We start from the raw sequence: 14,541 nt of genomic DNA, 5'->3' as shown, positions 1-14,541 counted from the left end.
CTATGGTGGCCACTGTCGACGATCTGGACTTCCTGGCGCCGGCGGTGGCCTCCATGTCGGTCCAGGACAAGGAGCGGGCGCTGGCCATGGCTGCCGACTACCGGCCGGCATGCCTTCCGGCGAAGAAGCAGGACGAGGCGCAGCTCTGGTATGCCGCCTGGTTGCTCTACGGCATCAAGCAGCAGCGTGCCGCGGAAGCGGAAGGCATCCTGGCGCGCCCGGGCGTGGTCAGCGAGAAGGAAGGCGACCTGCAGCGGACGTACGGCCGGGTTGAGGGCGCCGAAGATCCGGCGGGCTTCCGCGGTCAGTACGAGCGGCTGGCGCGGCTGTGCCGTGTTGGCGCGGCGACGGTAAGGAGCACACCCCGTGTCTGTTAAATCCATCGACAAGGGGCTGGGCGCGCATGTGCGCCTGGCCAAGGCGATCAACGGCCGAGGCGTCAAGGTCGGGATTCAGGCTGACGCCGGCAAGGACCCAGACACCGGCGCCGACCTGCTCGATATCGCTATCTACAACGAATTCGGCACGGAGCATATCCCTGCGCGGCCGTTCGTGCGCGATTTCGCGGAGAAGAACGGCGAGGCGCTGGGCAAGGCCATGGACCGAATGGCCGGCGCCGTCCAAGACGGACGCATGGGCGTGGACACGGCCCTGGACCAGCTGGGTACGTTCGCGGAAAAGCACCAGAAAGAGCACGTCCAGCAGTCCAAGAAATGGGCCACGCCGAACGCTCCGTCGACGGTGAAGAAGAAGGGCAGCGACGTGCCGCTGATCGACCAGGGCCTGATGGTGGGCGCGATTCGCTACGAGAAGGTGTAACCCATGAGCTTTCGACGACTGCAGGTGATACGAACGCGGCTGCCGGGTCGGTATGAGCGCGGCCGCTGGCAAGAGGGCGCGCCCGGTCCGGACAGGACGATTCAAGCGTCCGTACAGCCGGCCAAAGCCGGCGACTACGACCTGCTGCAGGCGCACCCGGAAGGCAGGCGCGTTCGCGCCGCGGTCCGGATCTACACCAGCGCTGACCTGGTCGTCGCCGGCCAGGACTGGACCGGCGGCGACCGCTTGGTCTGGGCCGAGGGCCCGCTGGCCGGCGAGTATCTGCTGGTGGGCGTTTCGGCCTGGCAATCCGGCGTGATCCCCCACTTCCGCTATCTGGCCGTGCTGCTGGCCGCCGATGAAATGCAGTAGCCCAAGGACCCGGCAGTCTGGACCGGGACCGGACGGGGCAAAGCGTCCGGGAGGACTCCCCAGGCCCGGCTGGGCATTCCAGACCACCGGATAGGGCTGCATCGAGTCGGCGCGCGCGCGAGCGTTGGGTGGCCGATAGTCCCATCGATGCACAATCCACTTACGGAATCGCGATGGCACCTGAAGACCGCATTTTCGAGCTGATCGAGGCCGCCGCCGGCGGCGCGGTCGTCATCTTCGCCGACGAGAACGGCAAGCGGCCATCCAGCCCATATATCGCCATGGCGCTGCGCTGGACGAAAGTCAGCGCTGCAGAAGTCGGTCGGCTGAACGACGATGGCGCGCAGCCGGTTCATCAGCACGATGACGCCACGGTCGAGCTGCAGAGCTTCGGCCCTGCCACCTACGACGCCCTGGACGAGCTGGCGCTGAGGCTCCGCCACCCGCTCTACGAAGAGCGCGCCGAGGCGCTGGGCCTGGCGGTGTATGAGATCGGCCGCCTGCAGAACATCCCGGTGATGCGCGACGCCGCCAGATTCGAGCGGCGCGGCGTGCTGGAGCTGGGAATCCGCTACATCCGGAGCCATTCCGAGGTGGTCGGCTTCATCGAAACCGTGACGGGCGCCGTCACCACCACCGGCGGGCTGACGCCTGCCATCGAAACTCCCTTTTCCGCGACTGTCGTGACTGCGCCGTAGCGGCCGCGACGCGCCTTCGCCATCTGGCCGCCTCCTGGGCGGCTTTTTTTATTGGAGCCGCACATGGCAAAAATCGAACGGATCGTCAATGTGGCGATCTCGCTGAACACCACGGCCATCAAGGAGCAGAATTTTTCTGACATCCTGGTGCTGGGCGCCCACGCGCTGGCCGTCAACCGCGTCCTGGTGGTCACGGAGCCGGGCGAGCTGATCGACCTGGGCATTGCGATCACGGACCCGCTGTATATCGCCGTCCGCGACGCGTTCAAGCAGATCCCGACCGTCCCCCGCGTGCTTGTGGGCCGCCGCCAGGTGGACACCTCCCGCGTCACCGTGACCCGGGCGACCACGTCGGACTACACGATTTCGCTGTCCTGGCGCGCCGCCGGTGGCGACGTGCAGACGGCGGACGCGACGGTCACCGCGCAAGCCGACGACACGCCGCAGACCATCGCGACCGCGCTGGTGGCAGCGATCACCGCCGGCGCGGCGCCGGTTACCGCTGTCGCGGTGGGCGCCGAAGTGTCCGTTACGGCGGATGAGGCCGGGCAGGCCGTTGCAATCGGCGTGAAGGGCAACCTCCAGCTTGCCGCGCCCGCCAGCACCGAGTCGCCCTCGGTGGCGCTGAACGAGTGCCTGCGCGAAAACGGCGACTGGTACGGCGTGGCGCTGGCCAGCCGCGCGGAGGCCGACGTGCTGGATGCCGCCGAATGGGTGGAGTCCAACGAACGCCTCTTCGGCGTGTCCAGCGACCAGGCCGGCATCATCGACGCCGCGGTGTCGACCGATATCGCGTCGAAGTGCCAGCAGAAGCAGTACTTCCGCACGCACGTCTGGTACCACGGCCAAGCCAAGGCCGAGGCGCTGGAAGCCGCCATTACGGCCAACCGCTTCACCTACTACCCCGGTGGCGAGACCTGGGCGAATGCCCGCCTGTCGGGTATCACCTACGACACCCTGGCCGAGGGGCAGGCGCTGGCTGCGCACGCGAAGAACGCCAACACGTTCGAACAGATGCGCAACTTTGCCATCACCCAGAACGGCAAGGTGGCCGCGGGCGAATGGATCGACGTCATCCGCGGTCGCGACTGGCTGGCCGAGCAGGTCAAGATCAACGTCGCCACGCAGATCATCAACGCCGACGGCAAGGTGCCGTTCACCGATGACGGTATCCAGATCATCGTGAATGGTGTGCGCCAGGCGTTGCTCCTCGGCCAGGCCCGCGGCCTGATCGCGCCCGACGAGATCGACGACACCGGCAAGAAAATCCCGGGCTTCGTCATAACGTACCCGCGCGCGGCGAGCATCTCGGCGAACGACAAGGCCAACCGCACCCTGCGCGATCTGAAGTTCAGCGCGCGCCTGGCGGGCGCCATCCACGTTTCCGAGATCAAGGGCAACCTGACCTATCAACAACTCTAATCGGGGCAAACCAGCATGAAAACCTATGCACCTGGCCAGATCAAGATCGTGATGGGCGCGTTCGTCCTGTCCGGTCTGGCCGAAGATACCTTCGTGACGGTGGCGGAGATCGGCGAAGGCATCAGTTCGGTGTCCGGCGCCGACGGCGAGGTCGCGCGCGCGATGTCCCGCGATTCGCGGCTGCGCATCACCGTGACGCTGCTCCAGACCAGCGACAGCAACGACAGGCTCACCGCCCTGCACCAGGCCGACAAGGCCACGGACGGCAACGGCGCGGTGCCGGTGTCGATCACCGATCTGCGCGGCCGGTCGCTGCACGCATCCGACTCGGCCTGGGTGGTGAAAACCCCCGACGCCGGCTATGCCCGCCAAGTGGGCAACCGCGAGTGGGTCATCGAGACCGGCCGCGCGATCAACGTTCTGGGGGGTAACACCTGATGAGCGCCATCAAAGAGGTGGTGATCGGCAGCACCACGTTCCGAATCTCCAAGTTCAACCCGTTCGACCAGCTGCAGCTGCTGGGCGACCTGCAGAAGGAAGTGCTGCCGGCCGCGGGCTCGATGCTGGCCGCCGTGTTCGGCGGCGAGGGCGAGGCGCAGGCCCGCGACGAGCAGGCCATGCTGCAAGCCTTTCGCGACCTGTCGGCGAAGATGGGCGGCGATGCCTTGCTGAAGTGGGCGGGCCGGCTTATCCACCCGGAGCTGGTTACGTTCGAGCTGGCCGGACGAGACCCGCAGAAGCTGACCGAAGTGCACCGCGGGATGGCCTTCGAGGATTTCTCGGAAATCCTGGAGCTGCTGTTCCACATCCTCCAGCACAACTTCGCCGGCCCTTTGGCGCGCTGGGCCGGCCGCTTTGGTTCGGCCCGCGAGAAGCTGGGCAGTCTGTCGGCCGGTTTGACCCAGCCTTCGAACGAGAGCTGATTATCTGGCGGCCCATCCTGGCTCGCCACGTCAGCCTGGACGCCGTCAAGCGCGGCGATGTTGATCTCCTGGACATCCTGAAGCTGAACGCGCTGATGGACGCCCAGGACGCCGCGCAGGCCCATGCGGAACGGCAAGCGAGGGGATAATGACAGTTGTACGAGAGCTGGTAACGCTACTGCGGTATCAGGTGGACGAGGCCGGGCTGAAGAAGTACCAGGTCGCCTACCAGCATGCGCAGTCGGCCATGGCCGCCACCAGCGCCAAGACGGTCAAGGCGATGCGCGAAGTGGCCGTGGGTGCGGGAATTCACCCCCGCGTGTGGGCGCCGCGACCCATACCTGTGCCGGCGGCGGCGGTTCCTGCGCCGGCGAGCGCGCCCAGGCCCGCGCAGATCCCTGCGCCGCGCTCCGCGCCCGCGCCGGTCCCGGTTGTGGCGCCCAGGCCGGCCCCGACGCCTGTTGTGCCGCCCGCGCCCGTACCGTCGCCGCCGCTGGCAATGCCACGCCCCGTGCCGAGGCCGGAGCCTGTACCCCAGGCGCCACCGTCCGTTTTCGCACCCCGGCCTGTGCCCGTTCAAGCCGTGCCGCCGGCGCCCGTCGTTCGACCGCCAGCAATCCCGGCTGTGCCGCGTACGCCGGCGCCGGCGGCCTCGGCCGTGGCGCGGGTGGGCCGCCCTGTGTCGATCCCTGTGGATGTCGCTGGCGCGCGTGGCAAGTTCGCCCAAGTCCGGAGCGCATATAACGGGCTGATGGCCCGGGTGCGTGGCGGAATGGCGGTGGTGCGCGACGCCGGCGCGGGCGCGGTGGAGGGCTTCCGGCTGGGCCTGCAAGATGTTCGTCAGGCCCAGGACAGGCTGACGCGGTCGCAGTGGAACGGGGTGCGCGTCATCAAGGAGCAAGCCAGCGCGTTCGCCGGGTTGCGCAGCATCGTCGGTGCCTTCCTGGGCATTTCCTTGGTGAAGCGGATATCGAACGATATCGACGCCTGGGGGCAGATGGAAGCACGGATGCGCCAGGCCACGGCCTCGGCGCAGGAATACAAGGAGGTGGATCAGGACCTGGCGCGCGTGTCGCGCCTGACCTACAAGTCGTATCAGTCCAGCGCCGAGCTGTTCGTGCGCACCCGGCGCACCATGGCCGATCTGGGCAAGTCGACCCAGGACACGGTCGACGTGACCGAGGCGCTGTCGCTCGGCATGGCGCTGTCCAGCACGAAGGCGCAGGACCAGGAGTCGGTGATTTCGTCGCTGACCAAGGCCATCATGCAGGGCAAGCTCGGCATGGACGAGTACTCCACGCTGATGCGCGCCGCGCCGAGGCTGCAAACGGCCCTGGCCGACGGCCTGAACATCACCACCACTGCGCTGCTGGAGCAGGTGAAGGCTGGCAAGGTCACCACGGATAGGCTCCTGCCCGCGCTGCAGGCGCAGCTGGCAAAGATGCGTGTCGAGGCGGAAAACATGCCTGTAACCATGGCCGACGCCATGACGGTATGGAACGATGCCTTCCAACGCTTCTTCGGCCAAACGCTGACCTTCGGTCGCGCCGCCGTGTTGAGCGTGACCAAAAGCATCGAGTTCCTCGCCGACAACATCGCGACGGTGGTGAAGCTGCTGGCCCTCACCGGCGGCGCGTGGGGCCTGGTGGCGCTGCGAAACTGGCTTCGGCTGGCCACGCTTCAATCCGGCGGCCTGATGCGTTCACTGGTCGCGGCCACGCGCGCGGCGATCGGGCTGGATTCGGCCATGGTGCTGCGCCGTGGGCCGGCCGGTGCAGCGCGCATGCTGGCAACGTGGAATCGCTCTCTGGTGCCGCTCCTGCGGATGGCCGCGGTGCTGACCACGATCTACCTGATCGGGGATGACATCCTCGGCTGGTTGCGCGGGGACATCTCGGTTCTCGGCGGCCTGATCGGGCGGGTTGAGGACTGGCAGGAGCAGATTGAAGCGGTCAGGACGGCGCTGGTCGCTGTCAAGGATCTGCTCGGTGGTGCCGGCCAGGAGTTGGGGCCGTGGATCAAGAAGTGGGGGACGATCGGCATTCTGGCCTATGGTCTCTGGAGGATTCTGGCCCCGGTCCGCGGGCTGATTATGTTCCTGGCACGGACGGCAGTGCCGTTGCTGTGGCGGGCGTTTGCCGCAACGCCGATCGGTCGGATAGTCACGCTGGTGGCGGCCGGGCTGTGGCTGATCTGGTCGCATTGGGACCAGATCGTCGGCTTCTTCACCAAGTCGTGGCAGCGCATCGCCGAAGCCGCCAAGGGCACGTTCATGGAGCCCGTCCTGGAGTACATCCGGGCAATTTGGGCGTTCTGGACTGGCCTGGTGGCCGGCGTCATCGCGGCGTTCACGGGAGACTGGGACGGCGCGGTCAAGCGCTGGCGCGACGCCTTCGACGGCCTGTGGCGGTTCTTCGCGGACATGGGCGGTCGGATGATCCGCAAGATCGAGGAGATCGGCCAGGCCATTCAGAAGTGGGTCACCGACAAGCTCGATGCGGCGAAGCGCGGCATTGAAGGACTGCTGCCGGAGTCGCTTCGCGACGAAAGCATGAAACAAACCATGGGCGGCTTCAACGCCTGGTTGCGGGAGAAGGCCCCCGTCCTGGAACCGTTGATGGGCAACGCTTATCCGTCGGCCGACCCAGCGGCCGTCCTGCGTGCTGGCGCTCCGGCGGGGCGCGGGCCGGTGTCGGTCGAGATCCACAATGAAACGACCGTCCACGCCCCTGGGGCAGACCCCAATACCGTCGCGGGCGCTGCTCGCAGGGGTACGGGCGCGGCGCAGCAGCGCAGCCTGGACCGGATGGAGCAGTTTTTCGGGTTTTCGACCGGCGTCGAAGCCGAGCGATAGGGAGGGGCGATGAGCTTCGTGTCCATGATTTTTGGTTGGGGGGGCGGCACCAGCATCGGCGCGCTGCCGCTGGACGTGCTGCTGAACGAGAAAACCTCGCTCAACAGCCGAGCAACGGAATATGCGGTCGAGGACGGGCCGCCCGTCACGGATCACGTTGTTCAAGAATCGGAACTGCTGGCCCTCGACGGCTGGGTAACTGCCGCTGAGGTGTCGCTGCTGGGTGGTGTCGCGACGCGCGCGGTGCGCGGGCTCGGTGGTGGTGGGTTTGGTGGCCTGGTCGCGGGCGGCGGCGGCCGCTCGAAGCTGATAAGCGCCAAGGAAGCCCTGCGCAAAATCCACGCGGACCGCATCCCGATCACCATCGTGACCGGGCTGGACGTGTACGTCGATTTCGTCATGGAAACCTGCGACATCGACCGATCGAGCGAAGGCGGCGAGCGCTTCGACATCTCCGCCACGTTCAAGCGTATCCGCAAGGTGACACTGCGCCAGGCCGACATCCCGCCGGAGAAAACGTCCGGTAGCGCCACCGGTAAGGCCGGCGGGACCAAGACCAACGCGGGAAAGACGAACGGCTCCGAAGTCGGCGAAAAGCGGAGAACGGAGCTCAACAAAACGGTGGATTGGGGCAAATGATCGAGATTCCCGTCTTGGACGCCAACGACAGCTTGACCGAGGTCGAGCTCGATGGCACCACCTACTTTCTGCGCCTTTCGTGGAACAGCGAGGCGCAGCTCTGGGCCCTGGCGATCGAGAACGCCTACAACGAGGTCATCGTCGCGGGCATAGCCGTGGTGCCGGATACACCGCTGCTGGCGGCATATCGGCACCTGGCCGTGCCGGTCGGCGAGATTGTGGCTCTGGCGCCGGATCGTCGGGCGACCATCAGCCGCGCCGCGCTGCCCGCTGGCGAAGTCGCGCTCATCTACGTTGACGGGCAGGAGGTCGCCAATGGCGCGCTTTGATCGGGTCTACCGCCTGGTGGTGGGCAAGAGCGGGCAGAAAGGGGTCGAGATCCTGCCGCCCCTGCGGATCACCTTCGATATCGCGAAGGACACCGAGGAGGAGCCCAACGACCACAAGATCCGCATCTACAACCTGGCGCCAGCCACTCGCAAGGCCCTGGAGGAGCCGGGCTTGCGCTGTGTCCTGTACGCGGGCTACGCGGAGGAGGACGGGCCGCTGCTGATGGCCGCCGGTAGCGTCGTGTTCGCGTACACGAAATTCGAGCAGCCCGACGTCGTCACAGAGCTCATCGTCAAGGACGGCCATACCGAGGTGCGCGACACGGCCGTGTCCATCGGCCTGGGGCCGGGCGCCCAGGCCAGCGTCATCATTCGCGACATTGCCCGGCAGATGGGCTTGCCGCTGGTGATGGCGGACGACCTCCCGGATCGCCGCTGGCAGCAGGGATTTTCATTCTATGGCGCGGCGCGCACGGCACTGCACAAGGTGACGCAGGGCACGGGCCTGGAATGGTCGATCCAGAACCAGCAGCTGCAGGTCGTCCAGCGCCGCGGCACGACGCGCCGCCAGGCAGTGGTGCTCGCGGCCGATACTGGGCTGCTGGGCTATCCGGAGCGCACACGCCAGGCGGCGCGGGAAAAGGCCAAGGTCCGCGACAAGGCGACCGGGGACGACGTCAACCTGGTCAGCGCGCGCCAGCAGCGCGACGGGTGGCGCGTGACGTCGCTGCTGCTGCCCACGATCAACCCGGGCGACCTGGTGAAGTTGGAAAGCCGCTCGGTAGAGGCGTTCCAGCGGGTTGAGGCGCTGCGCCATACCGGCGACAGCGAAGGCGGCGACTGGCAGACCGAGCTCGAGCTGGTCGACCGCAACGCGCCACCGAAGAAGTCGGCGAAGGAGGCACGATGAGAAACCCCATTTCGGCGATCAGGGCGTTGATCTCCGCCGAGCTGGCCGACGTCTACACGACGCTGCCCGGCGAGGTCGTCGCCTACGATGGCACGTTCGTCACGGCAAGGCCGGCCCTGGCCAAGCGGCTGACCAGCGGCGAAGTATTGCCGGCGCCGCAAATTGTGCGCGTGCCGGTCTGCTGGCCGGTGGGCGATGTGAACGGCGCGCAGGCGCTGATATCGGTGCCGCTGAAGCGCGGCGATCCCATCAAGCTGTCGTTCTCCGCCCGGGCGCTGGAGAACTGGCTGGCAGGCGACAACGGCCCTCCGGACGACCCCCGCCAGTTCGATCTGACGGACGCCTTTGCGTCGCCAGTGGTTCGGCCCGGCGCGCTGGCGGCCGACACCGAAAACGTCAGCATCCAGTACGGCCCGGGTCGGCTGAAGCTGTCGCCGTCCGGTGACCTGACCTTCGAAGTCAAAACCTGGACGGTCCAGGCCGAGCAAACGACGCTCAACTCGCCCGTGACGATCAACGGCCCGCTCACATACACGCAGGGTCTTTCCGGCGAGGGTGGAGACGGCGGCGCGTCGATGCGCGTGCGCGGCGGCGTGGCCTTCGAAGGTGGGAAGCTCACCCATGACGGCAAGAACGTGGGCAGTACCCATCGCCACCGCGACAGCATGGGCGGCGAAGTAGGAGACCCGTACTGATGGCTCTTGACCTAGCACTATCAAGCGACCATGACCTGGACGTAGGCCTGCTCGGCGAGCTGTCTTTCATCGACGGCGCCGACCGCGTGGCCCAGCAGGTCAAGGTCACGCTGCTGGCGTTCCTGGGCGAGTGGTTCCTGGATACGTCCTTCGGCGTGCCTTACTTCGAATCGATTCTCGTGAAATCGCCGGACCGGGCCACTATCGAGGCGATTCTGCGCGCGCGGATTCGCGCGGTGCCCGGCGTCCAGCGCGTGCGCCGACTCGACCTGCAGGTCGAGCGCGAGCTGCGCATCTTGCGCGTCGCCTTCGAAGCGGATACCGACGCAGGCAAAGCCGGCGGTGCGGTGGACCTGCGCGTCTAGCAACACCCCATTTTTCAGAGGTATTTATGGCCTACGGTGTAACGCCGGACGGGTTCGTGCGCCCGCGCCTGCCTGAGATCCGGCAGGAGATCGTTGAGGACCTGCGCGCCCGAATGCGGGCGGCGGGCTTCGAGGGCAGGGTAGAGACCCGCCCCGATAGCATTACCGGCCTGCTGATAGATACTTTCGCCGAGCGCGAGGCCGCATTGTGGGAGCAGACCGAGGGCGTCTACTACGCCATGTACCCGGGTTCGGCTACCGGCGTGTCGCTGGATCGGTCCGTTTCGTTCACTGGCGTGGCCCGATATCGCGACGAGCGATCGCGCGCCTATGTGGTGCTGTACGGCACGCCTGGGGCGACGGTGCCGGCCGGCGCGCAGATCCGGCACCGCGCAAGCCAGAATTTGTGGGCGCTCGACACGGAAACCCAGATCCTCGCGGGCGCCGCGGCTGACGTGACGCTTCGCCCCGAGGTCGCGCCCAACGCGACATATCGGGTGTCGATCGACGGCACGCCGTACACGCACACCACGGGCCCCACGGCGAATCTGCCGCAGGTACTGGCGGGTCTGGTCGCGGCGGCCTCAGCCAGCGGGCTGGAGGTGTCCAGCGACGGCAGCGCGCTGCGGATTCATACCGATGGGCGCGTCGCGGCCGCATTCTCCTGGACGGGAAATCTGTTGCTCGTACGGCTGGGTTCGCCGGCACGCTTCCAGACGCTGGAGGCGTCGACCGAGGGTGCCGCTGTAGGCGACCTCAACGGAATCGTCACCCAGGTGGAGGGATTGGACGCCGTCGATAACCTGCAGGCTGGCGTGGCCGGCAGGCTGGCGGAAAGCGAGGCCGAGCTCCGCGCGCGCTACCCCACGGGACTGTTCCGGCTCGGCGCGGCTACGCCGCCCAGCATCGCGCCGAACGTGCGCGATCGCGTGACCGGCGTGCGCACGGTCAAGGTGTTCATGAACAACTCGGACGACCCGGACGAGCTGGGGCGGCCGCCGCACAGCGTTCACGTGGTGGTCGATGGCGGGCTCGACGACGAAGTCGCAGAGGCGATCTTCCGGGTGGTGGCCGCCGGCATCGATACGTACGGGCAGCGCCTGGTGGTCGTCAAGGACGACGAGGGCGCCGATCAGGAAATCCGCTTCGACCGGCCCGAGCGCGTTTTCGTGTGGGCGCGCTGCGCGACGACGCTGCTGCCTCCGTCCGAGCAGGCTTTCCCTCCGGGCGGGTTTCAGGAAATCGCCGAGAACCTGGCCGCGGCCGGCGAGGCCTTCACCATCGGTGAGGACGTGATCCTGCAGCGCCTGTATGGCGCCATCTTTCGCACGCCCGGCCTGGCTTCGGTCGACCTGCGCCTGGCCGTCTCCACCGATCCGACCTTCGTGCCGCAGCCGGCCGATTACAAGGCGGCCAACGTGACGATCCAGGATTTTCAGGTCGCGGCGTTCGACCTGTCGCGCATCGAGGTGACGTAATGGACTTGAACCAAGACCACGGCGCGGTCGCGTGGGGGCATTGGCTCGGGCAGTTCCAGGGTAAGCCCAGGCTTGAGGCGCTGGTCAAGGCGTTGCTGAAGCCGGCAGAGGGCCTGCAGGGCGCGCTGCGCGGGCTGTACGAGGATCGATGGCTCGACACCGCCGTCGGCAAGCAGCTGGACGGGATCGGCGAGATTGTCGGGCTGCCGCGGGTTATCGACGAAGCGATCTATGTGCGCTTCTTCGGGTTTCAGGGCCAGCCGAACGTGGGCGGGTTTGGGGAGGCCCGGTTCCGGCGCGCCAACGAGCGGCCGGTGGCCGGCTCCACGACCCTGTTGGATGCCGAATACCGCAAGCTCTTGTACTGGAAGATCGCCCTGAATAACGGGCACGGCACCGCGCCCGAGATCGCCAGTTCCTTGAAGCCCATCTTCGACGTAGGCCGCGTGATCGTGAAGAACGCCGGCAACGCGAAGATCCGGATCTGGGTCAGCCGGATACCCGGACCTAACGATCCGCTCATGGCAAACCCATACAAGTGGGTGCCCCAGGCCGCCGGCGTAGGCGTGCAACTTATCACCGGCTCGACCGAGAAACCGTTCGGTTTCCGGGGGCAAGGTTTCTTCGGCTTTGGCGTCGGCGTGCTGGCGCGAGGTATCTATTGATGGCAGATCCCACTTTCTTCGAACTCTTCAAGATCACCTGGGCGCAGAACGGCCTGACCGAAGGCATCACGGACGTTCAGTACAAGACGGGCTGGGCCTATATCGGGTCGATTCCCCCGTCCGTCGAGCAGTTCAACAAGGTGCAGCAGGCGACCGACGAGCGCTTGGGCTGGCTGTACAACCAGCTTGACGCGCTGGCGGCGGTCACCGGCCGTCCGCTGGTGGCCACCAGCTCGGACGCGCTGAGCTATGCCTTCCAGAATCTCAACGCTTCGAACCTGAAGTCCGGCACCGTGCCGGTCGCGCGCCTGTCGGGCACGGCGACCAGTCTGACGGCGGGCGCCGCGCAGAAATTGGCGACGGCGCGCACCATCTCGCTGAGTGGAGACGCAACGGGTTCGGGCTCGTTCGACGGCTCGGCGAACCTCTCTTTTTCGCTGACGCTCGCGAACACCGCCGTGGGGGCGGGTAGCTTCGGCAACGCCAACACGATCCCGACCTTTACCGTCGACGCGAAGGGCCGGCTGACCGCCGCGGGTTCCGTGCCCGTCGGCAACGCGGCAACGGCCACGAAGCTGGCGACCGGCCGCACCTTCACGATCGCGGGCGGGGCAACGGCGGCCGCGGCGAATTTCGACGGCACGGGCAACGTCGTGCTGACCGTTACCGCGCTCGACGTGTCGAAGGCGACGGCGGGAACGCTCGGCGTTGTGCGCGGCGGCACCGGCCTGGCCACTGTGCCGGCGGGGTCCTTCCTCTGCGGCGCAGGTACCGGCCCCCTGGTGCCGCGCACGCCCGCGCAGGTTCTGGAGGATATCCAGGCTTTGCCGAAGGCGGGCGGAAACGTGTCTGGCCCGATCCTGCTGGGCGCCGGCGCGACGGTCGGAAGCCAGTATGGCGCAAACGATACGTCGGCTCAGGTCGCCCACGCCATTCTGCCCGACGGCGGCGGCTATTCGGTGAACCTGGCCTCGGTCGTGGGCGCGATCAAGATCAAGCTGCCGCCGGTGGCGGTGGGCAAGAACAGCATGATTCGCATGCGCGTGGAGGTGTTCGAGTATTTGGCCGACCAGGCGCCGATCACCGTGCTGATCCACGGCTACGCGCAGACTTCGAAGACATGGGCGCGCTGCGGCGCCACCATCGTCGGCGGAACCTCGGCCAGCGACCTCCCGGTCCGCTTCGGCTCGGACGCGGCGGGCGACCTGTGTGTCTGGCTGGGAGACGTGACCAAGAATTGGTCGTATCCGACGGTTAGTGTGGCCGAGGTCCTGGCCAAGTACAACACGCCGGGAGCCGCCATCGCGGATTGGGGCGTGGGCTGGAAGGTTGAACCTGTGACGGCCTTCGAAACCGTGTCCGTCACGTTGGCCGCTGACAACCTGGCATTCGCGCGGTCGGATATTGCTCGCGTGCAGGGCCTTCAGGAAGCGCTCGATCAGAAGGCGGTGGCGAGCCGGCAGATCATCGCAGGCAACGGCTTGACCGGAGGCGGTCAGCTGACGGCAAACAGGACCATCACGCTTGGAACACCTGCCTCTATCACAAAGGACTCGACGAACCTTGTTTCTACGACTTCGCATAGCCACGAGCTAGTCTTGTCTCCAGCCGACATCGGCGCGGCTTCGGCCACGACGAACATTGTGGCAGGCAATGGGCTGACCGGCGGCGGCACGCTTGGGGAAAATCGCACACTGACGCTGGGAACGCCGGGTTCGATTACGGCGAATTCGACAAACTCCGTATCGAGCACCAGCCACACGCACCAACTCACCCTTTCGCCAGCCGATATCGGCGCTCCGCCCACATCACGAAATCTTGTCGCGGGCAACGGACTGACCGGTGGTGGCAATCTGGCGGGGGACAGGACCTTCACGCTAGGTACACCGTCGACATTGAGCGGCGCGACAACGAACGCGGTTTCGTCCACCAGCCACACCCACGAATTGGCTATCGCGAGCGAATCATTGGCGGGAATCGTCAAACTTGCCTCCGAGGCACAGGCACAAGCGATGGTGGACAATTCGACATTCCTTTCGCCCCTGCGCCTAGTGAACGCATTTGCAAAAGGCATTGGATCGAGCGCTTCAATATCGTGGATCATTCTGCCTGGCATTGCACCAAGCCGCATGATGTTCATGTTCGGCACAAGCGTGACCAACGCATCAAGTGTCGCCCCTATCTCGTTTCCCATCTCGTTCGCGGCCCCGCCGATTGTATGCGGCGCATTGCACAGCGGATCGGGGCCGGCGAACATCACGCTTACAACGCTTCCGACGCTCAATTCCGCGCAGTTCACCGTGTGGGTGGCGGGCGGTGGTGGTGTGGGCGCCGGATCGAACGTCAACTGGATCGCAATTGGACGGGTTTAA

16 protein-coding genes are annotated in these 14,541 nt (G+C 66.6%); all 16 read left to right on the top strand.

Annotated features, from left to right (window positions below; translation table 11 throughout):
- Positions 1 to 2 precede the first annotated feature (2 nt).
- The 16 genes from AC1IQ6_RS17800 to AC1IQ6_RS17725 all read left to right on the top strand — a co-directional run bounded on the left by AC1IQ6_RS17800 (position 3) and on the right by AC1IQ6_RS17725 (position 14,541).
- Complete coding sequence (locus AC1IQ6_RS17800; RefSeq protein ID WP_485865067.1) at positions 3 to 377, top strand: DUF4054 domain-containing protein; 375 nt, start codon at positions 3 to 5, stop codon at positions 375 to 377.
- Entirely contained in the window at positions 367 to 819 is a 453-nt protein-coding gene (locus AC1IQ6_RS17795; protein WP_485865066.1) for a hypothetical protein, read from the top strand. The genes AC1IQ6_RS17800 and AC1IQ6_RS17795 overlap by 11 nt, the downstream gene beginning before the upstream one ends.
- Before the next feature lie 3 nt (positions 820 to 822).
- Positions 823 to 1,191 carry a hypothetical protein gene (locus tag AC1IQ6_RS17790; RefSeq protein ID WP_485865065.1) on the top strand — a complete coding sequence of 123 codons (369 nt, stop codon included), beginning with the start codon at positions 823 to 825 and terminating at the stop codon, positions 1,189 to 1,191.
- Positions 1,192 to 1,364: 173 nt separating this feature from the next.
- Positions 1,365 to 1,889 carry a phage neck terminator protein gene (locus tag AC1IQ6_RS17785; RefSeq protein ID WP_485865064.1) on the top strand — a complete coding sequence of 175 codons (525 nt, stop codon included), beginning with the start codon at positions 1,365 to 1,367 and terminating at the stop codon, positions 1,887 to 1,889.
- A 63-nt stretch (positions 1,890 to 1,952) separates the two neighbouring features.
- Positions 1,953 to 3,311, top strand: coding sequence for a DUF3383 family protein (locus AC1IQ6_RS17780; RefSeq protein WP_485865063.1), 1,359 nt, complete (start codon positions 1,953 to 1,955; stop codon positions 3,309 to 3,311).
- 15 nt (positions 3,312 to 3,326) lie between these two features.
- Positions 3,327 to 3,749, top strand: a complete 423-nt coding sequence (locus AC1IQ6_RS17775; RefSeq protein WP_485865062.1) for a phage structural protein — start codon at positions 3,327 to 3,329, stop codon at positions 3,747 to 3,749.
- Positions 3,749 to 4,234: a phage tail assembly chaperone gene (locus tag AC1IQ6_RS17770; RefSeq protein ID WP_485865061.1), complete on the top strand. Its 486-nt coding sequence runs from the start codon at positions 3,749 to 3,751 to the stop codon at positions 4,232 to 4,234. Before AC1IQ6_RS17775 ends, AC1IQ6_RS17770 begins: the two co-directional genes overlap by 1 nt.
- Before the next feature lie 625 nt (positions 4,235 to 4,859).
- On the top strand, positions 4,860 to 7,088 hold the full coding sequence (locus tag AC1IQ6_RS17765) for a tape measure protein (protein WP_485865060.1): 2,229 nt from the start codon (positions 4,860 to 4,862) through the stop codon (positions 7,086 to 7,088).
- Between the two features lie 9 nt (positions 7,089 to 7,097).
- Entirely contained in the window at positions 7,098 to 7,727 is a 630-nt protein-coding gene (locus AC1IQ6_RS17760) for a phage baseplate protein (protein WP_485865059.1), read from the top strand.
- Positions 7,724 to 8,056: a phage baseplate plug family protein gene (locus tag AC1IQ6_RS17755; protein WP_485865058.1), complete on the top strand. Its 333-nt coding sequence runs from the start codon at positions 7,724 to 7,726 to the stop codon at positions 8,054 to 8,056. Before AC1IQ6_RS17760 ends, AC1IQ6_RS17755 begins: the two co-directional genes overlap by 4 nt.
- Positions 8,043 to 8,966 carry a phage protein gene (locus tag AC1IQ6_RS17750; RefSeq protein ID WP_485865057.1) on the top strand — a complete coding sequence of 308 codons (924 nt, stop codon included), beginning with the start codon at positions 8,043 to 8,045 and terminating at the stop codon, positions 8,964 to 8,966. The genes AC1IQ6_RS17755 and AC1IQ6_RS17750 overlap by 14 nt, the downstream gene beginning before the upstream one ends.
- Positions 8,963 to 9,661, top strand: coding sequence for a Gp138 family membrane-puncturing spike protein (locus AC1IQ6_RS17745; protein ID WP_485865056.1), 699 nt, complete (start codon positions 8,963 to 8,965; stop codon positions 9,659 to 9,661). The genes AC1IQ6_RS17750 and AC1IQ6_RS17745 overlap by 4 nt, the downstream gene beginning before the upstream one ends.
- Positions 9,661 to 10,026 carry a contractile injection system sheath initiator gene (locus tag AC1IQ6_RS17740; RefSeq protein WP_485865055.1) on the top strand — a complete coding sequence of 122 codons (366 nt, stop codon included), beginning with the start codon at positions 9,661 to 9,663 and terminating at the stop codon, positions 10,024 to 10,026. The genes AC1IQ6_RS17745 and AC1IQ6_RS17740 overlap by 1 nt, the downstream gene beginning before the upstream one ends.
- Positions 10,027 to 10,052: 26 nt before the next feature.
- Positions 10,053 to 11,504 carry a hypothetical protein gene (locus tag AC1IQ6_RS17735; protein ID WP_485865054.1) on the top strand — a complete coding sequence of 484 codons (1,452 nt, stop codon included), beginning with the start codon at positions 10,053 to 10,055 and terminating at the stop codon, positions 11,502 to 11,504.
- Positions 11,504 to 12,169 carry a baseplate wedge 1 family protein gene (locus tag AC1IQ6_RS17730; protein ID WP_485865053.1) on the top strand — a complete coding sequence of 222 codons (666 nt, stop codon included), beginning with the start codon at positions 11,504 to 11,506 and terminating at the stop codon, positions 12,167 to 12,169. Before AC1IQ6_RS17735 ends, AC1IQ6_RS17730 begins: the two co-directional genes overlap by 1 nt.
- Positions 12,169 to 14,541, top strand: a complete 2,373-nt coding sequence (locus AC1IQ6_RS17725) for a gp53-like domain-containing protein (protein ID WP_485865052.1) — start codon at positions 12,169 to 12,171, stop codon at positions 14,539 to 14,541. Before AC1IQ6_RS17730 ends, AC1IQ6_RS17725 begins: the two co-directional genes overlap by 1 nt.

Source organism: Achromobacter sp. MUI-25009338, from assembly GCF_057359325.1.
Note: the sequence above shows the minus strand (reverse complement) of the source record. Positions and strands in the feature narration are given on the sequence as shown.